Source organism: uncultured Campylobacter sp., from assembly GCF_938039245.1.
Lineage (GTDB): Bacteria > Campylobacterota > Campylobacteria > Campylobacterales > Campylobacteraceae > Campylobacter_A.
Genome location: NZ_CALHVN010000060.1, coordinates 1 through 19,872, shown reverse-complemented (window position 1 = coordinate 19,872; position 19,872 = coordinate 1). Strand labels below are relative to the sequence as shown.

Annotated in this window: 18 protein-coding genes and 1 tRNA gene; 6 read left to right on the top strand and 13 right to left on the bottom strand. The window is 45.3% G+C overall.

Features of this window, described 5'->3' with window-relative positions; genetic code table 11:
• Nucleotides 1–196: 196 nt before the first annotated feature.
• Nucleotides 197–1,015, bottom strand: a complete 819-nt coding sequence (gene tupA / locus Q0218_RS10625; protein ID WP_185897887.1) for a tungstate ABC transporter substrate-binding protein TupA — start codon at nt 1,013–1,015, stop codon at nt 197–199.
• A gap of 73 nt (nt 1,016–1,088) precedes the next feature.
• On the opposite strand from tupA, the gene tupB reads away from it, so the two are divergent.
• From tupB to fdh3B, 6 genes are all read left to right on the top strand, one after another.
• Nucleotides 1,089–1,781, top strand: a complete 693-nt coding sequence (gene tupB, locus Q0218_RS10620; protein WP_297969419.1) for a tungstate ABC transporter permease TupB — start codon at nt 1,089–1,091, stop codon at nt 1,779–1,781.
• 93 nt (nt 1,782–1,874) lie between these two features.
• Nucleotides 1,875–2,828 (top strand): tungstate ABC transporter ATP-binding protein TupC, encoded by a 954-nt coding sequence (tupC, locus tag Q0218_RS10615; protein ID WP_297969417.1) that lies wholly within the window; start codon nt 1,875–1,877, stop codon nt 2,826–2,828.
• 299 nt (nt 2,829–3,127) lie between these two features.
• The gene (locus tag Q0218_RS10610) at nt 3,128–3,853 is read left to right on the top strand and encodes a molecular chaperone TorD family protein (protein WP_297969415.1); all 726 of its coding nucleotides are present in this window, start codon (nt 3,128–3,130) and stop codon (nt 3,851–3,853) included.
• Entirely contained in the window at nt 3,840–4,016 is a 177-nt protein-coding gene (locus Q0218_RS10605) for a twin-arginine translocation signal domain-containing protein (RefSeq protein ID WP_297969413.1), read from the top strand. The genes Q0218_RS10610 and Q0218_RS10605 overlap by 14 nt, the downstream gene beginning before the upstream one ends.
• Before the next feature lie 47 nt (nt 4,017–4,063).
• Nucleotides 4,064–6,874 (top strand): molybdopterin-dependent oxidoreductase, encoded by a 2,811-nt coding sequence (locus Q0218_RS10600; protein WP_297969457.1) that lies wholly within the window; start codon nt 4,064–4,066, stop codon nt 6,872–6,874.
• A gap of 1 nt (nt 6,875) precedes the next feature.
• Nucleotides 6,876–7,517: a formate dehydrogenase FDH3 subunit beta gene (gene fdh3B / locus Q0218_RS10595; RefSeq protein ID WP_054196286.1), complete on the top strand. Its 642-nt coding sequence runs from the start codon at nt 6,876–6,878 to the stop codon at nt 7,515–7,517.
• A 202-nt stretch (nt 7,518–7,719) separates the two neighbouring features.
• Here fdh3B and Q0218_RS11985 read toward each other — a convergent pair whose 3' ends face one another.
• The 12 genes from Q0218_RS11985 to Q0218_RS10530 all read right to left on the bottom strand — a co-directional run bounded on the left by Q0218_RS11985 (nt 7,720) and on the right by Q0218_RS10530 (nt 19,832).
• A complete protein-coding gene (locus Q0218_RS11985; RefSeq protein ID WP_366517447.1) occupies nt 7,720–9,963 on the bottom strand; it encodes a molybdopterin-dependent oxidoreductase in 2,244 nt (747 codons plus the stop codon).
• A 181-nt stretch (nt 9,964–10,144) separates the two neighbouring features.
• Nucleotides 10,145–10,426 carry a hypothetical protein gene (locus Q0218_RS10580; RefSeq protein WP_297969411.1) on the bottom strand — a complete coding sequence of 94 codons (282 nt, stop codon included), beginning with the start codon at nt 10,424–10,426 and terminating at the stop codon, nt 10,145–10,147.
• Complete coding sequence (locus tag Q0218_RS10575) at nt 10,407–11,363, bottom strand: hypothetical protein (protein WP_297969409.1); 957 nt, start codon at nt 11,361–11,363, stop codon at nt 10,407–10,409. The genes Q0218_RS10580 and Q0218_RS10575 overlap by 20 nt, the downstream gene beginning before the upstream one ends.
• A gap of 41 nt (nt 11,364–11,404) precedes the next feature.
• Nucleotides 11,405–11,617: a hypothetical protein gene (locus Q0218_RS10570; RefSeq protein ID WP_297969407.1), complete on the bottom strand. Its 213-nt coding sequence runs from the start codon at nt 11,615–11,617 to the stop codon at nt 11,405–11,407.
• A 320-nt stretch (nt 11,618–11,937) separates the two neighbouring features.
• Nucleotides 11,938–12,012: transfer RNA gene (locus tag Q0218_RS10565), tRNA-Asn, on the bottom strand.
• A gap of 363 nt (nt 12,013–12,375) precedes the next feature.
• Entirely contained in the window at nt 12,376–13,281 is a 906-nt protein-coding gene (locus tag Q0218_RS10560) for a radical SAM protein (protein ID WP_297969405.1), read from the bottom strand.
• Between the two features lie 544 nt (nt 13,282–13,825).
• Nucleotides 13,826–15,778, bottom strand: a complete 1,953-nt coding sequence (locus tag Q0218_RS10555; RefSeq protein WP_297969404.1) for a methyl-accepting chemotaxis protein — start codon at nt 15,776–15,778, stop codon at nt 13,826–13,828.
• 17 nt (nt 15,779–15,795) lie between these two features.
• Entirely contained in the window at nt 15,796–16,818 is a 1,023-nt protein-coding gene (hemE, locus tag Q0218_RS10550; protein ID WP_297969402.1) for a uroporphyrinogen decarboxylase, read from the bottom strand.
• A gap of 51 nt (nt 16,819–16,869) precedes the next feature.
• Nucleotides 16,870–18,177 carry a dicarboxylate/amino acid:cation symporter gene (locus Q0218_RS10545; protein WP_297969400.1) on the bottom strand — a complete coding sequence of 436 codons (1,308 nt, stop codon included), beginning with the start codon at nt 18,175–18,177 and terminating at the stop codon, nt 16,870–16,872.
• Nucleotides 18,178–18,262: 85 nt separating this feature from the next.
• Entirely contained in the window at nt 18,263–18,697 is a 435-nt protein-coding gene (locus tag Q0218_RS10540) for an Rrf2 family transcriptional regulator (RefSeq protein WP_297969398.1), read from the bottom strand.
• An 81-nt stretch (nt 18,698–18,778) separates the two neighbouring features.
• Nucleotides 18,779–19,414 (bottom strand): NAD(P)H-binding protein, encoded by a 636-nt coding sequence (locus Q0218_RS10535; RefSeq protein WP_297969396.1) that lies wholly within the window; start codon nt 19,412–19,414, stop codon nt 18,779–18,781.
• Between the two features lie 43 nt (nt 19,415–19,457).
• Nucleotides 19,458–19,832, bottom strand: a complete 375-nt coding sequence (locus Q0218_RS10530; RefSeq protein WP_297969455.1) for a cupin domain-containing protein — start codon at nt 19,830–19,832, stop codon at nt 19,458–19,460.
• Nucleotides 19,833–19,872: the final 40 nt, after the last annotated feature.

Below are 19,872 nucleotides of genomic sequence, written 5' to 3'. Positions count from 1 at the left end.
TTAGCGGGTTAAATTCGGCTCGCGAAAAGGTCAAATTTGAAATTTAACGCCGTAAAGATACGGGTTTTGGCGGTCAAATTTGATTAAATTTAAAAACTGAAAAGAGTAAATTTAAGTAAAGGAAAAGGGCGCAAATCGCGCCCGAATCACGCAAATTTAAGCCACAAATTCGACCCAAATTTGCGCGTAAAAAAAGTTAGTTCTTGCGAGTATTCGCATCAGGCGTGAAAAGCGGCTTATCTAGCAGCTTGAAGTCGCCGATAAATTTCTGACCCTCTTCGCTGGTTGCCCACTCGATAAATTTATTTGCATTTTCGATGTCGGCCTTAGCGCAGTGCTTCGGATTTACCGCGATTAACGAGTAGAAGTTCTTTAGGTCGTTGTCGCCCTCGTTGATGATAACCATCTCAGGCGCGCCTTTTTTGGTGTCCTCGTACTTGATGTAGGTGCCGCGGTCGGTGAAAGTAACGCCCTTTTGCTCGGCTGCTGCGTTGATAGTAGCTAGCATGCCTTGGCCTGTTTGCATGTACCAGCCGTCTTTTTCAGGCACTTCGCCGACGATTTTTTTCCAGATACCTTTTTCTTTGTTATCGGTGCCTGATTTATCGCCGCGAGAGAAAAATTTGATATTCTCTTTTTTGATTAGCTCAAAGCTCTCTTTTATGTCTTTGCCTTTAAATTTATCGGCGATAGATTTGTCCGCGATGACGACGAAGTCATTGTACATTACGGCTTTTCTCTCGACGCCAAAGCCCTTTTCTACAAATTCTTTCTCAACTTTTGGCGAATGCACGAAAAGTATGTCCGCATCGCAGTTTTCGCCTAGTTTTAGAGCCGCTCCGGTGCCTACCGCCGTCCATTTGATATCGACACCGGTTTTTGCCTTATACGCAGGATAGATTGCGTCTAGTAGTCCCGTATTATCGGTGCTGGTTGTGGTTGCCATGATGAGTTCGCTATCGCCCGCGAACGCCAAAACGCTCGCAACTAGCGAGCCTAATATTACTTTTTTCATTTTTCTCCTTTTTTAAAAAGTATGCTATTATAGCACATTAAATTAACCTTAGAAATATGCGGAGAAAGAATATTTGGATTTTTTACTAAACGGATTTTTGGAGGCCTTTAGGCTGCTCTTTAGCGGCGACGAGGAGACGTATTCGGCGATCAGGGCGACGCTTTACACTTCGAGCGTTTCGATATTTTTTGCGATTTTAGTCGGCTTTCCGCTTGGATTTACGCTGGGATTTTACGATTTTCGCGGACGGCGAGTATTACGATTGCTTAGCGATACGGCGCTTGCGATGCCCACCGTTGCGATCGGGCTTATTTTATACGCGTTTATCACGCGAAACGGCCCGTTTGGCGAGTTTGGACTGCTTTTTACGCTAAAGGCCGTTATGCTAGGCCAGTTCGTGCTGGCTCTGCCTATCATCGTCTCGCTAAGCGCTAGCGTCGTGGAAAATATGGACAAAAAGCATTATCTAACCATACTAAATTTACGCCTAAGCCCGCCAAGGCTCGTTGCCTGCGTGCTTTACGAGCTAAGATATGCTTTGATGGTGGTCGTAGCGACGGCGTACGGGCGCATAGTAGCCGAGGTCGGCGTGGCGATGATGATCGGCGGAAATATCAAATACTTCACCCGCACGATCACGACCGCCGTGTCGCTGGAGACGAATAAGGGCGAGTTTGCGATGGGTATAGCGCTGGCTTTGGTGCTTATCTTTATCGCGTTTGCCGTAAATTTGACGATACACGCGCTAAAAAGGCTTGATAAATGAAATTTGATAAATTTGGAAAATTTACACTCGCAAAATACGGTATAGGCGCGTCAAATTTGAGCTTTTTTGTAAATTTAACGAGAAAGGCGCAAAGTGATAAACGTTAGAAATTTACGCCTAAACTACGGCGCGAGCGAGATTTTAAACATCCCGCACCTTGATATCGACGTTAGTAAAATCACCGCGCTAACGGGCAGCAACGGCAGCGGCAAAAGCACGCTGATGCGAGTGATGTCGTTTTTACAAAAGCCCACTAGCGGCGAAGTGCGGCTGTGGGGAAGCAGCGCGCCGAGTCTAAATTTACTGCGCGACGTTAGCGTTTTGTTGCCAGAACCCGCACTTTTAAAACGCTCCGTGAGGGAAAATTTTAGAGCCGTTTTAAAAAGCCGCGGAGTGCTGGCGGAATTTGAGCAAAGGGCGAGCGAGGCGTTAAATTTGGTCGGGCTTGACGAGAGCTTTTTAAACAAGCGCCACTTTGAGCTTAGCTCGGGGCAGACGCAGCGCGTTAGCTTTGCGTTAAATTTGGCGCTTAGATCGCGGCTTTATCTACTCGACGAGCCGACAAATAGCGTGGACGTGGGCACTTCAAAGCTTTTTGGCAAAGCGGTGCTTTATATGCGGCAAAGATACGGCTGCGGCTTTGTGATCGCTAGCCACGACGACAAATGGCTAAGCGCGGTCGCCGAAGAAAATGTCTTTTTGCACAAGGGTCGCGTGTGCGAATTCGAGTACAAAAATATTTTCGACGCGCAGGGCGGAGTTTTAAAATTTGACGAAAACGCGAGCGTAAATTTGCCGCAAAATTTACGTAACGCCGTAAAGATCGCCGTAAATCCAAGCAAAATAACGCTAAGCAAAACGCCGATAGAAGGCTATCTGGATGGTATCTTGCACTCGGTTTCGCTCTATCTTGGCAAAGATCTTTTGGTAAAAATCAAAATCGGCGACTTTTTGATAAAAACTCTGGTGCCTAATTCGCAAAATTTTAACGTCGGCGAGAGGATTTATTTTAAATTTGACGAAGGAGCGTTTTTGGGGCTTGAATGAGCCTCAAATTTTGCAAATTTCGCTCCCGGTTTTAAATTTAGGCTCATTTAATGCCCGTTAAAATAGCCTAGTTAAAAGTAAATATCAAAATGAAGCGTAAATGCAAGATATATGCGCAAATTTCATATTTCTTTTATCCCCTAAAATTCGCTACAAGCAATATGCAACTAAGGCATATTTAAGCGTATATTAATTTTTTTGATTTAATTTTTTTTAAGTATAAGAAATAAGCCAAAAAGTAGTATAGTTTCACAATCGAAAAAAATCTCAAAAAATAGATAAAATGATAAAGGAAGGCGATGACTAGTAAGGGCGAATTTGCGGCGGGACGCGGGCTTTACTACTCGCTATTTTCGCGTTTTTTCGTTTTTAGCCAAGGCGATGATAGATTTAGCGGCGCAAACGCGATGCTAGGCCTTGCCTCGGCGCACGCTCTAAACGAAGAATCGGCCGCCGCGACAATGCGCATTCAGGCAAAATTCGACGAAAAAAATCCGCAAAATTTAGTGGATGAATTCGATGAAATTTTCCACGCTCCGCCAAGTCCGCTTAGAAACTCGCTATCGTACTACGACGAGGGCTACGAGGTCGGGCATGCCTGCGCGAAAGTGCGTAAAATTTTAGCCTGCACCGACCTTAGGCGCGACGAGGCTAAATTTAAAGAAAGCGAAGACAACGTGGGCTTCGTGTTTGCGCTAATGAGCGAATTTATCGCGCGCGAGAGCGAGCAGGAGCTATACGGCGAGCTTGAGGAGCAGCTTTTTAAAGAGGTCATAAATCCAAACATCGACGAGTTTATAGAGAGTCTTTTTAACCACGAAAGCAGCGAAATTTACAAAGACGTCGCAGTGCTTTTGCAAGGATTTATAGAGTTTGAGCGCGTAGTTTTAAGTGCGCCGCGCCCTATAAATCAAGGCGAAAACAAAAAGACTTTGAACGGAGTTTCAAGATCCGAAGCCATAAGAAGACAAAAAAACCGAGTGAGAAAGCTAAAAGCTATGGAGGAAGAAAATGCAAAAAAATAGGCGAGAATTTTTAAAAAAGGTGGGGCTAGTCGGCGCAGTAGCGGCTACGGCCGGAGTAGCGACGGCAGCGGCGTCAAACCTAAAATACGGTAAAAGCAAAAAGACCGAAGTGCTTTACAAAAGAAGCAAAAACTGGGATCTATACTACGAACAAGCGAAATAATAAAAATTTAAGAAAGGATAAATATGTCTGAGGCAAATTTACGTCTTATGCCCCACTCAAACGCAGTCGGGCGAAGATCGTTTTTAAAAATGGCCGCGCTAGCTGGCGTAGCGGGCGGTATGAGCGGGCTGGCTGCTAGCGGCGTAACTAGAAGCGCCACAAAAGAAGAGATGGCAAATCCGTTTCCAAACTCTAAAATCGTAAAAACTATTTGCACGGTTTGCTCCGTTGGATGCGGAGTGCTAGCCGAGGTAGAAAACGGCGTATGGGTGCGCCAAGAGGTAGCCCAAGATCACCCGGTAAGCGCGGGCGGTCACTGCTGTAAAGGCAGCGACGTCATCGATATGGTGCGCTCTCACTGCCGCGTAAAATACCCGATGAAAAAAGTAGACGGCAAATGGAAACGCATCAGCTATAAAGACGCGCTTGACGAGATCGGCGCCAAGCTAAAAGCATATCGCGAGAAAAACCCTGAACAAGTGATGTTTCTAGGCTCTGCAAAAGATAGCAACGAGCAAAGCTACTACATCAGCAAATTTTCCGCGATGTTTGGGACGAACAACCTAGATCACCAAGCTAGAATTTGACATAGCGCAACAGTCGCCGGTGTGGCGAATACGTGGGGTTATGGAGCTATGACTAATCACCTTGGAGATATCCAAAACGCGAAGTCTATCTTTATAATCGGCGCAAATCCGGCGGTAAACCACCCGGTAGGATTTAGGCATTTTCTAAAAGCGAAGGAAAATAACGGCGCAAAGCTGATCGTTGTCGATCCAAGATACACGAGAACTGCTGCAAAGGCTGATTATTTCGCTCAAATTCGCCCGGGCACGGACATACCTTTCATGTATGGCATGATGAATCTCATCTTTGAAAACGGCTGGGAAGATAAGAAATTTATAGATGATCGCACGTACGGCATCGACGAGATCCGCAAAGAGGCCGCAAAATGGACGCCTGAAGTGGTCGAGGACGTGACCGGCGTACCGGCTGCGACGCTAAAAGAGATAACCGAAATTTACGCTAAAAACCGCCCTGGATCGGTTGTTTGGGCGATGGGTCTAACTCAGCACACCATAGGCAGCTCAAACACTCGTATCGCTCCGATCTTGCAACTAGTGCTTGGCAACATGGGCGTAAGTGGTGGTGGCTGCAACATCCTGCGCGGTCACGACAACGTCCAAGGCGCTAGCGATATGGCAAACGCGCCAGATAGCTTGCCCGGATACTACGCTAAAAACGAAGCCACGTGGAAATACTTCGCTAAGATGTGGAAAGTAGACTACGAGTGGTTGCAAGGTAACTTTATAAAACCTGAATGGATGTTTAAACCGGGATTTACCCTAGCTCGCTGGTGGGCGGGCGTACTTGACGGCAAAAACGGCAATGACCCGGTTGAAAACGCAGGCGATAGCCTAAAAGCACTAATCGTCATCGGTAACGGTATAACTTCAACAGCGCAACAAGTAAAAGTGCAAGAGGGCCTTGACGGCCTTGAGCTTTTGGTGCTGCTCGATCCTTTCGTAAATGACGCCGGCGTTATAACAAATAAAAAAGACGGCGTCTATCTACTGCCTGCAGCGACGCAGTTTGAAACTAGCGGTACGGTCGTAGCCACAAACCGCAGCGGTCAGTGGAGAAGCCAGGTCGTAGAGCCTTTGTTTGAGAGTATGCCCGATCAAGAAATTTTATTTGAGCTTGCCAAAAGACTAGGCTACTACGACGAGCTAACGCGTACGATCAGAGACTCCGAGGGCAAGATCGAATGGCCGGAAGCTGCTACTCGCGAGATCGCTAGCATCGTAAAAAGCATCGGTCTAACCGGCTGGACGCCGGAGCGTCTAAAACGCCATCAGGCTAACTGGGGTAAATTTGACGAAAAAACGCTAATGGGCAAAGAGGGCACCGAGGTAGAGGGCGAATACTACGGCTTGCCGTGGCCTTGCTGGACGGAAAAACACCCTGGCAGTCCAAATTTATACGATATAAATAGACCGGTAATGCAAGGCGGCATGGGCTTTAGAAACCGCTTCGGCCTAGAGCATAACGGCGTAAATCAGCTAGCCGCCGACGGTAGCGCGCCTGTAGGCGGAGCGCAAAGCGGCGGATATCCGGAGATCAAAAAAGATAACATCGAAAAGATACTAGGCATCACGCTAACTGATGAAGAGCGCGAAAAAATGGGCGCTACTTGGGCCACGGACGGTAGCGGTATAATCGCAGAAAAATGTATGGAAAAGGGCATTGCACCGTACGGCAATGCAAGAGCCAGAGCGGTAGTTTGGACCTTCGTCGATCAGATACCGCAGCACAGAGAGCCGCTACATACTCCTCGCCAAGACCTTGCGCAGAAGTATCCGAGCTTTGAGGATAAGCCGAATCACTACCGCGTATTTACGAAATACAAGAGCTTGCAGCTAAGTAAGGACTTCTCGAAAGAATTCCCGATAAATTTGACTACGGGACGCCTTGTAAACTTTAGCGGCGCGGGCATGGAGACGCGCGCTAGTATGTATCTATCGCGTATCACGCCTGAGATGTTTGCGGATATCCACCCTGAGCTTGCGGCTAAACACGGCATTAAAAACTGGGATTTCGTATGGATTCATTCGCCTGAAGGCACGAAAATCAAAGTACGAGCTAGAGTCGTACCATCGGTTAAACCAGATACTATATTCTTGCCGTTTCACTGGGCTGGATACATGCAAGGCGTCGATATGACGGGTAATTTCCCTGACGGCACCAAGCCTTATGCGGTAGGCGAGAGCGCAAATACCGTCGCTAACTACGGCTACGATATAGTCACTCAAATTCCTGAAACCAAAAGCGGTCTATGCCGCATAGAAAAGGCGTAAAATGAGCGAATTTAACGATAATAATAGACTTAAATTTTACTGCGACGACGATAGATGTATCGACTGTAATGGCTGTGCGGTAGCTTGCGACGAGGCTCACGAGCTACCTCTTGGCATCCGCCGCCGCCGCGTCATCACGCTAAACGAAGGCGTGCCCGGTAAGGAAATATCAACCTCGATAGCCTGCATGCACTGCGAGGACGCGCCGTGCTCGCTGGTTTGCCCGGTTGATTGTTTTTACATCAGAGCCGACGGCGTCGTGCTACACGACAAAGATATCTGCATCGGCTGCGGATACTGCCTGTACGCGTGTCCATTCGGCGCGCCTCAGTTCCCGCGCGAGGGAGTGTTTGGCGCCAAAGGCTCGATGGATAAGTGCACGATGTGCGCAGGCGGTCCGCTACCGACGAATAGCGAAGCCGAGCGCGAAGAGTACGGCCAGGATAGAATTTCCGAAGGCAAAGTGCCGGTTTGTGCGGCGATGTGCTCGACAAAGGCACTGCTAGTAGGCGAATCGGCTATGATAGAAAAAATCTACGGCGACAGAGTCAAGGCTCGCGGCTACGGCTTTAAAGACCTAAAACAAACTCCGACCTGGAAGCTCGCCTACTATGCTGGCGACAGGCTTAAAATAAAATCTTAAAATTTAGCTCGCTCTTGCCGAGATTGCGGGGGGGGGCGAGTAATCTCATCAAATTTGACGCGGTTAGGCTGCGCCAAATTTGACTCACGCTTCTTTGGCTTAATTAAATTTTACGCGGTAGTTCGTCAAATCTGAATGCGGGTAAATTTAAAATAAAAATGGATAAATTTAAGTAGAAAAAGGGCGGTCTCCCGCCCTAAATTTACGCTCTAACAGGCGATAAATACGGATTTGCCGAGTGCATCGACATCTCGTTTTGCTCTCTAAATTTGATAAATTCCTCTTCGCTTAGACGCCTGATGTTTGCTATCGTCATCTTTAGCGGCGTGATGCCCGAGAGCGGATCGGGATCGCCCGCGTTGGCTAGCTCGTTGCCGTCGGCCTCGCTGTAGTGGAAGGTCGTAAATATCGTGCCTTCTTTTAGATCCGGATTTACGCGCAGTTTTGCCGCGATCTGACCGCGTTTGTTTTGTACGAGCGCGTAGCAGCCTTCCTCTAGCTCCCTCTCGCGAGCGATATCGGGACTCACCTCGATGAGCGCGCCCTCGATACCCGCACCGTATTCAAGGGCCGGACACTCTCTCGTCATCGTGCCGGTGTGGTAGTGATAGACCTTGCGTCCGGTCGTAAATAGGCACGGATATACCTCGTCTGGCACCTCGCTAAGCGCGCCGCTACCGACTGGGTAACCGTCCGGGATATTCATCTTGGCTCTAAATTCGGCCTCGGCCTTTGCGCGCTCCTCTTTATCGTCTACGTAAAGCACCGGCGCGAAGCGGAATTTGCCGCCAGGCAGCATGGACTTGTGATCTGCGTAAAGCACCGGCGTACCCGGATGCTCCTCGTCTGGGCACGGCCAGCTGATACCGCCTAGCTTGCTTAGTCTATAGTAGCTGATACCGCCGAAAAATTTAGGCATAAGCTCTCTTAGCTCGTTCCAAATTTGCTCAGGGCTCGCAAAATCAAACCCCTCTAGTCCCATGCGGTTTGCGATGTTGCAAACGACCTTCCAATCAGGCTCCACGCCGCTAACGGGTTCGCTAGCCTTGCGCGTACGTTGGACGCGGCGAGAGGTGTTGATAAACGTTCCGTCCTTTTCGCCCCAACCTGCGGCAGGTAGCACCACGTCGGCCTTGTGCGCGCTCTCGGTAAAGAAAAGATCCTGCACGATAAAGCAGTCTAGGTGGTGTACGGCGTGGACGAAGTGCTCGGTCCAAGGATCGCTCATTACGGGGTTTTCGCCGTAGACGTAGAGGACTTTTAGCTCGCCGCTATCCATTTTATCGGGTGCTTGCGTTAGCTTAAAGCCAGGAACCGGATTTAGCTCAAAGTGCCATACTTTGCGCGCTTGCTCCTGCGCGTAAGGGCTGTTTACCGCGCCTGCCGGGATTACGTTAGGCAGCGCGCCCATGTCGCATGCGCCTTGGACGTTGTTTTGACCGCGCAGAGGATTTACGCCCGCGCCCTTTTTGCCTAAATTTCCCGTTAAAACGGCTAAATTTGATAGAGAAAAGACGTTTGACGTGCCGTCGCTAAACTGCGTGATACCCATCGTGTAGCAAATCGCTGCCGCGCCTGCTTTAGCATACATCCTAGCTGCTTCTATGATGAGCTCTTTTTTTATACCGGTTTCGCGCTCGAAACGCTCAGGCGTAAAGTCCTTAACCGCTTCTTTTAGATATTCAAATCCCTCGGAGTACTTCTCGATAAATTCGCTATCTTGCAAATTTTCGGCGATGATTACGTGCATCATCGTATTTAGCGTTTTGATATTCGCTCCGATCGGGATTTGCAAGAAAATATCGGCTTTTTTGGCCATATCGGTACGCTTTGGATCTACGACGATCATCTTGGCGCCGCGCTGAAGTCCGCGCTGCATCTGCATAGCGATGATCGGGTGGCACTCGCTCGTGTTGGTGCCGATGAGTAAAAATACGTCCGTATCGGTCGCAAATTCAACCAAATCATTAGTCATCGTTCCGTTTCCTAGCGTGCTGGCAAGACCTGCCACTGTAGGAGCGTGTCAAAGACGGGCGCAGTGATCGACGTTGTTACTGCCCTGGGCGCGGAAAAATTTCTGGAAAACGTAGTTATCTTCGTTATTTGAGCGCGCAGAGCTAAAGCCCATGATTGAGCTTGGACCGTATTTTGCGACGGTGGATTTAAATTTATCCGCGAGGAAATCATAAACCTCCTCAAAACTCACTTCTTCAAGCTCGCCGTGCTTGTCGTAGACGCCGTTTAGCTTTCTCATCATCGGTCGGCTTAATCGTTTAGGAGAGTTTACGAACTCCCATCCGAACATTCCTTTTAAGCAAAGCTCGCCGTCGTTTACGTGGTGGTCTTTGCTAGGTTTGGCATCTACGATTCTACCGTTTCGCACGATAAGATCGATGCCGCAGCCCGTACCGCAATATGGACAGGTGGTCTTTACGATCTCTTCCATTTTTGCTCCTTTCTGTATTACTGAAATTTATGAGATTATTATACAACGGCAAATATAAATTTAGTTTTAAAATTAGTATATTTTTTTAAGAATTATTTAAGTAATATGCAAATTTAGCATATTACTCTTTTGGCAAAATTTGTCTTTAAAATCGTATTTTGAAAGTAAAATCACATATTGGTTATTTTGATAGTCTATCGGCGTGAGGATTTAGATGCCCGTTTTTAAACAATCTATCGGTACCAAAAAAATTTTCTAAATGTTGCTGTTTGGAAAAATTTAAATTTATATTTTTATCGCCATATTTTCTATTGGCGTAATACTCATTAACTATTTTATCGCCTTCGGGTCTTTTATTTCGCCCCCATATATAATAACTTAATACTTCTAGCGGATAGTCGCCGTTTAAATTAATTATTTCTATGCCGCTTTCCTTAGACAAATCATTTGCTTTGGGTTCCATTATCTTCTCCTTGCGAGTTAAAATTTATCTTATTCTTTTGATTTTTTAAATTTTGGTATTGATTGAAAAGTATGTCCGTCTCATGTTTATCATCGTATAAATTTTTATTATAAAATATCGTTTTATAATCGAGATTGTTTCCCTTGTCGTATATTGAAATGAAAGAAAATATATATTCTCTATTGCAATCCGTATTTTCATCAATTATTTTTTTATAGTTATAGCAAAACGGGTATATGCTCTTTTTTTGTTGATAAACTACATCCCTAAATATAGAGTTTAAAAGCCTTCTATAACATCTGTTTTTTGGAGTAATTATGTCAAATTTTTTAGTTTTTGTTTCGTGCATAATTGGTAATTGTATGTCATTTTTACTTATAAATACAAAATCAGTAAATAGGTCGAATGAGTGGAAAGCGCCATCCCCAAACCTCATATATATAAAATTCTCTATAAAATTTCCATCTTCGTCAATCAAATGCTCTTGCTCCCAAGGATAAAAGAGCCGTAGCTTTAAAACCTCGTCGTTTTCTACAATCTCTTCGGCGTTTTGTATAGGTTCGCCGTCTTTGCAAATTTTAGAGCCCAGATTCATTAGATAATCAAAATTTAGTCTTTTATCCAGCTTCCAAAATTCGCATCTATCATCGGGATATTTATCGCCGTTACACCATGAAAATCGTACTCTCTCATAGCCGTTTTCGTCTAAGTGAATATCAGCCATCTTGCCGAAATCTGTTCGCGGATAATTATCTAAGTAGTGAAGTTTTTTTAGGTAATCTTTTAAATTTAACTCTACGATCTCTCTTTGCGTCAGGTTTTTATCGCTAAAATCAATCGCTTCTAAGATCGCTGAAATTTTATGTGCGGGTAGCAAGGCGATAAATATGCAAAGCCAGATTAGAAAAACTATTATATAAAAGTATTTTAGACGCAAATTTGCTCCTATGCGGCATATTTATTTTGGCTTAATTAAACTTAAGCGGATTCTTTCTTATCATTTTTGATAAAATATGATAGAAATTTTATATCTTTACTGTTATTATATCTAAACTCTACTTCGCTACGCTTGTAGCTGCATCCTGAAAAGCTACAGGCGTAGCGAGTTTTCATCAATATCAAAGCGACGCTTCTATATGGGTTTGGAAATCTCACCGCAAATTTGCTTATTTTTTCACACTCTTTAGACATAAGAATTCTTATTTTTCTTTTGATATCTTTGATACTTCTATATCTTCTGTGAAGTGCTTAAAATTTCTCTAAAATTAGCTTCAGAAATTCCTAAATGGACTATATACTTATTTTTTAACTTCGCTACGCTCGTTACTTTTCAAGACCATAGCTCTCATCGTAACTTACTGCTTCTTATATTTGCATTAAGTTCCGTTGAGCTATTTATAATACAAAAATAAACTGATAGAAAATAAAGGGGAAAAATACAAAAACCAAGAAAACTTAAAGCTCTTAAAAGATCGATAAAATAGGGGTTTAAAAGGGATTTTTAGTATGGGTGGCTCCGGATGCTGGATTCGAACCAGCGACCAATCGGTTAACAGCCGACTACTCTACCGCTGAGCTAATCCGGAATATCTTAAATAAAAGAAGTCGTATTATATATAAAAGCGCCAAGTTTGTCAATAAATTTTAGCTTAAATTTTCAAAAAAATAAAACAAGTCCAGCGGCGCAAAACCAAGTCCGTAAAAATCAAGCATGTCAAAAGCGATACGAACCGCATTTGCGAGCTATTTTAAAACCAAAATAGGTATTTTCGTGCCTTAAAATCTATCGTGAGCATGTCGTACCCGCTGACTGCAAACCCCCTCTAGCCTACTTTATATAAAGCCCGTCCAGCCCCTATCGCGCAAGACCGTGTTCGTATATATCGGCGCAAGTGCAAAGGCTGATCCGATGCGTTGCTCGGGGCTAAAATTAGCGACAGAGCATAAATCTATGCAAGCTTATAAAACCAAACCCCTGCGACATTTATTTTTTTTACCTTTTTTTGCGCTAAAAGTTCGTCTAAATTTCGCTTTGATCCCTCAGAAAAGCTGCTCGCCGCGTCATTTTCGCTTTGAGGACGGCGTTTTATTAGTTCCAGCAGTTCATCTTTGCTAAGCTCAAATTTTTCGCCGCTATATTTTGCCGACGCAATGACGCAAGGCGTACCCGTTATTAGCGAGGCCAACTCCTTTAAAACCTCGGTACTAACGCCTTTTACGGGGTATGCGGGCGGACGGTCTATCGTGCTAATGTCCACGCGGTTTGGCAAAATTTTATTAACCGCATCATTTAGTGCCATAAATTCTGCCACCGTATCGTTTAACCCAGCCACTACTAAAATTTCAAGCACCAACTCGCCTTTAAACTCTCGCCTAAATTTCGCCATCGCATCAATAAGCTCGTTTATATCGGTCTTTACCCCGGCTCGGTCTATCCTTGTAAATATCTTTTGCACCGCGCTATCAAGGCTAAATTTGACGATATCAAGCTCCTTTAGAGCTTCGCAAATTTGCGGATTTAACGCGCCCGAGCCGTTTGAGAGGATGAGGGTTTTAGCGGAGCCTTTTATCAAATTTAGCTCTCTTACGAGCCGCGCGAGATCCGGATAAAGCGTCGGTTCGCCGTTTGCCGTGAGCGTGATGACATCTATGTGCGGATGCGCGGCTAGAGCGATTTTTACTTCGGCCGTCACCTGCTCTACACTTGGCGGATTGATAGCGGCAAAGACGGGCTTGGCGGCGGTTAGCTCGCAGTAAACACAGTCGAAGTTACAGCATTTTTGCGCAGGCGATAGATCTATGCCCAAAGATGTACCAAAGCGACGCGAGCTAACGGGACCAAAGACAATTTTCATTGATTTTCCTAAATTTAAGATGCGCGATTATACCCAAGACGAAATAAATTTTAGACCCATTACGACGTTTAGGGACATCTCGTAAATTTAATCGCTAAAGATTTGCCTGCCCGGCTTTGCGGCTTTGACAAATTTAGTTTAGCGGTTTAAATAGCTAAGTACCGAAGCCAAGAAGCGTCCAAAAAATAGAGTCAATACATTTTATACTTTGGCGCTCGCCGTTTAATGTCAAAAATATAAACGATAATTCGGTTTAAATTTATGCGTTAATCGCCAAAAACAGCAAGTTGGGAAAATAAGCTAAAAAAGCGTTAAATTTAATTTTATACGGGCTTAGGCGCAAACAAATACGGGCGCTATCAATGTCGGTGCGCTAAATTTAAGCTCGGTAAACAAAAAAGATTTAAGAAAAAGCTCGGTAAACGGCGGCCGAATTTCACAAATAAGTATAGCCTAAAGGCGACAATCAAACATAAATTTAATGCTATTTAGCAAGTAAAAGTACGAAGCGGGCTTAAATTTGCAAAAAGCCCGCTTCCTTAAGCTAAAATTTCTTTTTCCTCACGTCCTCGACGATTGCCTTAGCCATACTATCGACCTCGGCGGTTACGACGCTCGTATCGTTTGCAACCCTGACGTTTTGTTTAGTTAGCTCATCAACCTCGGCTACGCCTTGATTTATCATATTGATAGCTTCGCTTTGCTCTCTGATGCTCTCGCTCATCTCGTTGATGCTTTGGGCTAGTACGTTTGCGTTAGCTTCGATCTCGCCTAGGCTCTTTTGAGTACGTTCGGCTAGTTTGCGAACCTCGTCGGCAACGACGGCAAAGCCACGTCCATGTTCGCCTGCTCTTGCTGCTTCGATAGCGGCGTTTAGAGCGAGTAAATTCGTCTGATCGGCTATGTCGCGGATTATGACGATGATATTTTTAATCTCCTCGCTTTGTCGAGTTACGTCCTGCGCCTTTTGGCTAATAGCGCTCATAGAACTAGACATCTGCTCGACTGCGGCGGCGCTTTCTTGTAGCGAACTAGCCTGCGAATTAGCGCCTTGCGTGACTTGCTGCATCGAACGAGCCAAAAACTCCGCCTTTTCTTCAAGCGTATGCGCCTGCTCTAAATTTGCCCTTAGCATCCCGGCTATCTCTTCGCCCAGAGCATTGATACCGGCAGCTACTTTGCCTTCATCGTCGAGTCTTTTAGTAAAGTCTTGCTTTTTAAAGCTCTCGAGTAAATTTAACACGTCGTCGCCGTTTGCCGCTATAGCGTTTTTGAGTGCGATTTGTAAGTCTTTAAACGTCTGTTTTAGCTGACTAAGCGCCGGATTTGAGGTATTTGCGTTTAGCTGAACCGCATAGTTGCCCTTACCGATTTGATTTACGAATGCGTTTGCCTCGGCGATGAATCCGTTTTGCTCCGCCAAATTCGCCTCTATTTGCTTGATATTCTCGTTTATCAGCGCGCACATCTGTCCGATCTCGTCGCTTCCGCCGCGATTTAGAAGCTGAGCTTTATCCGTTTTGTTATTTAAAAACTCGAAAAATCTAACCAACCCGTTTTTAGTCGAGTCGATGCCGGAGATTAAATTTTTGCCGATTAAGATAGATACAAACAGCATTAGCGCGATACAAACCGCGATAACCGATATGCTAACGATCATCTGAGTATTTGCGTCGCTTTTTATTTGCTTCGCGTCCTTTTGCATGCCTTCTAGCAGCTTTAGCTCAAGTTCTCTCATCGCGTCTATAGAGATGCTTATTTTTGAAAACCATTTAGGCGCATCGTAAGAGGCATCCTCGGTAGATACGACATTTTTTATGATATTCATCGCATCGTTAAAGTCTTCCTTTTTTCTAGCGATATTATCAAATTCGTCGCTAAATTCTTTGGGATTGTATTCGTCAAAGTCTTGCATAAATTTATTTATGACGCTATTTAGCGCAACTACCTTGTTATAATCCTCTTTACTTATGCTTTTTTTAGTAAAGACTCCGTTTAGTGTAGCGCGCAAGATACCAAAAGACTCCTTTATCTCGCCTACAATAATGATGCGCTTTAGATCGTCTACGAGGCTTGGCTCAAGCTTGTCGCTATAACCGTTTATAGAGATAACCTCTTTTCTTAAAATATTCGTTATACGGCCGATTGGATTATCGCTGCCTTTTTGATCGACCTCGGAGCGGATTTTAGCTAGCTCGGGAGCTATTTCGCTTTTTTCGGCTAGCTTTTCAAGCACTGCGTCTACATTTTTTCGTTGCGCCAGTAGCTTAGCGTTATCTCCGCCTGCTAGCACTCCCGAGCTAAATCCTCGCTCCTTTTGTAGCTCGTGAATAAAGCTGTTTTGATTCGTGATCGTATCCACGATTTGTTCGCTATACTCGGCTTTTGCGCGAGTTTTTGCGATACTGTTTAGCATATAGGCGCTCATTATGCCAAGCCCTAAAAGACCCACGATAGCTATCGTCATGATCTTAAATTTGATACCCAGATTGTTCATTTTTCCTCCTTTTTACGCTATCTTGCGCTTTTTTCTTGTACTAGCTTAATGAAGTATTTCGCGTTTTCTACCGGGACGTCGGGCAATATGCCGTGTCCGAGATTAAATATATGAGGCGCGCCCTTCATCGTCTGCAAAATTCGTTCCACACCCGTTTCAATCGCCTTTTTATCATAAAGGCGCGTAGGCTCCATATTACCCTGAAGGACGTATTTTGGGCTTAGTTTTTCTTTAGCAAGCTCGATCGGCGTACTCCAATCAACGCCCAAAACCTCGAAATTTCCGGAAATTTGATCCAAATATCCGCTAACTCCCTTTGGAAATATGATAAGCGGAATATCTGGGAACTCGGCCTTGACGCTATCTACGATACGCATGATATACCTCCAGCCAAACTCCATATATGCGCTATCTTCCAGCGCGGCTGCCCAGCTGTCAAAAATTTGCACCGCATTTACTCCGGCTCTGATTTGACGCTTGACGTAGAGCGTAAGCGCGTCTGCGACCTTAGCTAAAATTCGGTGTAAAAATTCCGGGTTTGTATAAAGCAGCTTCTTGCAGACGGCGTAAGTTTTCGTTCCGCCACCTTCTATCATATAAGTAGCTATCGTCCACGGCGCTCCGCAAAATCCGATGAGCGCCTTGTCCGCGCTTAAATTTTGCCTCGTAAGCCCGATCGTATCATAAACGTAAGATAAATTTTCTACCGCCTTTTCTACGTCTAAAGCGTCCAAATCCTCGGCGGTTTTTATAGGATTTGAAAAAACGGGCCCCTCGCCCTTTTCAAAGCGCAGATCCATACCCATCTCAAGCGGCACGACTAGGATATCGCTAAAAAGTATCGCCGCATCTACGCCTAAAATTTCAACCGGCTGGATCGTGACTTCGCTTGCTTTTTTATAGTCTTTGCAAAGCGATAGAAAATCCCCCGCCGCAGAGCGAACTCGCATATACTCGGGCAGATACCGACCCGCCTGGCGCATCATCCAAACGGGCGTATAAGGCGTGGACTTTTTTAAACAAGCATCGATAAAAATCATATAAATCCTTTTTAAATTTTTATCTGATTATAGCCAAATTCTAGCCGCAAACTACTCCCATTTGCTCATATCAAGACTATTTTCGTTTTTAGCGACGAAAACCGCGCCTAACATATCTCCGCCGACGTTTAGCGACGTGCGCCCCATATCAAGGATCGCGTCTATTCCCAAAATCAGCGCATACGCTGCGGCTACGGCGCTTCCGCTCTCTACTTTTAGACCGACTGATTCAAGCACCATCAAAAGCATTATAGCGCCCGCTCCCGGTACTCCCGCGGTTCCGACGGCGGCAAGGACGGCTGTTAGAATGATAGTTAGCTTTGCTCCCATGTCAAGCTGCACTCCGACTGCGTTTGCGATAAATATCGCGCAAATGCCAAGATATATGATCGTGCCGTTCATATTGACGGTTGCTCCGACAGGTAGAGCAAAGCCGTAAATTTGCTTAGGTACCCCCATATCTTCATCCGCGGTTTTCATCGATATAGGAAGCGTTCCGCCCGAGCTTCTGGTAACAAATGCCGTTATCATCGGAGATTTTACCTTATTTAGAAATTTCAAAGGGCTGATTTTTATAGCTAGGCAAGCCAAAGTAAAAATCAACGCTACGTGAGCGATAAAGCCGATATAAGTACTAATCGTGACGCCTAGAAGCGGGCCGAAAGCCTTGACGCCTTGCTTTGAAAATACGATAAAAATCAGCGCAAAAACGCCGATAGGAGCGTACTGCATTATCCAACTAACGATTTTAAACATTATGTGGTTTATCCCGTCAAATACGTCGTAAATGAGATGGCCCAGTTTGCTTAGCCTCTCGTCCTTGCTGTCTTTTACAAACGAAAGCGCGACGCCGAAAAATAGACTAAAGGTGATAATTTGCAAGATTTCGCCCTTCGCCATCGCTTCTATTGGGTTAGTCGGGAAAAGATTTACTAAAATTTGCGACATAGAAGGCGCATTAGCCGCTTTAGCCTGCGCAGACGCCGCACCCGTGATACCAAGGCCGGCTCCGGGCTCTAAAAATATCCCCACGCCAAGGCCTATAAGTATCGCAAAAAACGAGGTCGCAAGGTAAAATAGCAGCACCTTCGCCCCTACCCTGCCTAGATCAGACGGCGCGATCGAGCTACAGCCCACTATGAGCGAAGCTGTAACGATAGGCACGATGATCATCTTAAGCAGTCTTATAAATATATCTCCAAACGGCTCTAGTACCGCGATAGCGCCGGTTGCGTTTTGAAATATGGCGCCAAATACCGCTCCTAAAATCAGCCCGACTAAAATTTTATAGAGCAAATTTATCTCAAAATACCTTCTGATTAAGCTTTTTGATTTGACGGTTTTTACGTCTGCTTCCACTTTGAAACTCCTTTGATTAAATTTACGAATTATATTTCAAAATATATAAATTTATTAGAAAACAAAGAAAAAGTTTGACGTAAATTTAAATTTCAGCGACGCTTTTTACGCTAAGCTCGTCTAGTAAATTTTGCAAATTTACGCCCGCCAAGCTATCAAACATCGCTTGCTGCGCGGAGCCAAATTTAGGCGTCAAAAGCGCCTCGATCCTACCTCCTAGCGGACAAGGCGGCGGCGAGTTTTTGTGGATTTTAAAGATGTCGTTTTCTCCCTCGTTTACCGCCGAAAATATATCAAAAAGCGTGATTTGATCAGGCTTTTTGGCTAGGCGCGCACCGCCCGTACCCGCGCTTACGTTTATCAAATTTGCCGATTTTAAAAGCCTAATGATATTTCGCACGATGACGGGGTTCGTGCCGATCGTGCCTGCCAAAAACTCGCTCGTGTTTTTCTCGTCTTTAAAAAACTCGCAACTAAGCAGGATGTGGATAGCGATGGAAAATTTTTGTCCTATTTGCATAACAGGCCTTGGTTTAAATTTAAAAGCCGCGCGTCCTTTTTGCGCGGCCTTATTTTAGCTAAATTACGCAAAATTTTAAGCTCAAGCTCTCTCGCCTACTGCGGTAAAGCGCTTTTGCACGAAAGTGCCGTTTTTTAGCTCGTCTATGACCGCGAGCGCGAGGTCTGCGTAGCTGATGTAGCTCTCGTTTTTGGAGTTTAGGATTAGATTATCGCCGCCAAGAACGTATTTGCCCGTGCGAGCACCGTTTGCGTCGTAGTCTCCGGCAGGCGAGACGTATGTCCAGAGCACATCACTTCTGCCTTTTAGCTCGGAAAACGACTCCGCCGTAGCCTTTGCGACGCCCATGTACTCGGCGGGGAAGCTTGGCGTATCCATAACCATCGTCTGCTTATCGTCCACGTATAGCGTACCTGCGCCGCCGATCGCTAGTAGCCTTGTTTTCGTACCGCTAAGCGCGTCTGCAAGGTGTTTTGCTACCTTTTTATGAAGCCCAAACGTTTCGGGCGTCCATGCCGCAAATGCGCTGATAACGGCGTCAAATCCCTCCAAATCGGCTTTGCTAAGCTCAAAAACGTCTTTATAAACGACTTTCACGTCGCCGTTTTTATACTCTTTGTTTCGCACGATCGCCGTAACGTCGTAGCCTTGTTTTAGGGCCTCTTTTACTAAATTTACGCCTGTTTTGCCGTTTGCTCCGATGATTGCTACTTTCATTGTTTCTCCTTTAAATTTGATTTGTTTTTATTGCCGCGTAAATTTACAGCCAGCTTGGCTTTACATCGTCGTTTATCACGCCGTCGCCGTTAGTGTACTGCTCCAGGCTTCCGCGTTTAGTCTGGATACAGATAAATTTTATCCCCTGTGCGCCCGCCTTGAAGCATCTTTTGCCAGCCGGATCGATACGGATCGCGTCGCCCTCTTTGACCGTCTTCTCTTCGCCATCTATAAAGAGCGTACCGCCGCCTTTTAGCACCAAATAAAGCTCCTCGTTTTGCTTATGCGAATGCACGAAAGGTACGCTCGCGTTTGCGGGAAGCTCGTTGATAGAGAGCTCACAGCCGCTTAAATTTAGAACGTCTTTCAGCTCGACTCTCGGTTCGTTTTTTGTTGAAACGATCTTGTAGTTTGACATCTTTTTCTCCTTGTAATTTTTTTGTTGTAATACTATAACT

Coding starts and splice junctions, on each gene's coding strand:
- tupA (WP_185897887.1), bottom strand. CDS start 1,015: ATGAAAAAAGTAATATTAGGCTCGCTAGTTGCGAGCGTTTTGGCGTTC.
- fdh3B (WP_054196286.1), top strand. CDS start 6,876: ATGAGCGAATTTAACGATAATAATAGACTTAAATTTTACTGCGACGAC.
- Q0218_RS10530 (WP_297969455.1), bottom strand. CDS start 19,832: ATGTCAAACTACAAGATCGTTTCAACAAAAAACGAACCGAGAGTCGAG.
- Q0218_RS10535 (WP_297969396.1), bottom strand. CDS start 19,414: ATGAAAGTAGCAATCATCGGAGCAAACGGCAAAACAGGCGTAAATTTA.
- Q0218_RS10555 (WP_297969404.1), bottom strand. CDS start 15,778: ATGAACAATCTGGGTATCAAATTTAAGATCATGACGATAGCTATCGTG.
- Q0218_RS10580 (WP_297969411.1), bottom strand. CDS start 10,426: ATGGAACCCAAAGCAAATGATTTGTCTAAGGAAAGCGGCATAGAAATA.
- hemE (WP_297969402.1), bottom strand. CDS start 16,818: ATGATTTTTATCGATGCTTGTTTAAAAAAGTCCACGCCTTATACGCCC.
- Q0218_RS10540 (WP_297969398.1), bottom strand. CDS start 18,697: ATGCAAATAGGACAAAAATTTTCCATCGCTATCCACATCCTGCTTAGT.
- Q0218_RS10560 (WP_297969405.1), bottom strand. CDS start 13,281: ATGAAAATTGTCTTTGGTCCCGTTAGCTCGCGTCGCTTTGGTACATCT.
- Q0218_RS10610 (WP_297969415.1), top strand. CDS start 3,128: ATGACTAGTAAGGGCGAATTTGCGGCGGGACGCGGGCTTTACTACTCG.
- Q0218_RS10570 (WP_297969407.1), bottom strand. CDS start 11,617: ATGTCTAAAGAGTGTGAAAAAATAAGCAAATTTGCGGTGAGATTTCCA.
- Q0218_RS10605 (WP_297969413.1), top strand. CDS start 3,840: ATGCAAAAAAATAGGCGAGAATTTTTAAAAAAGGTGGGGCTAGTCGGC.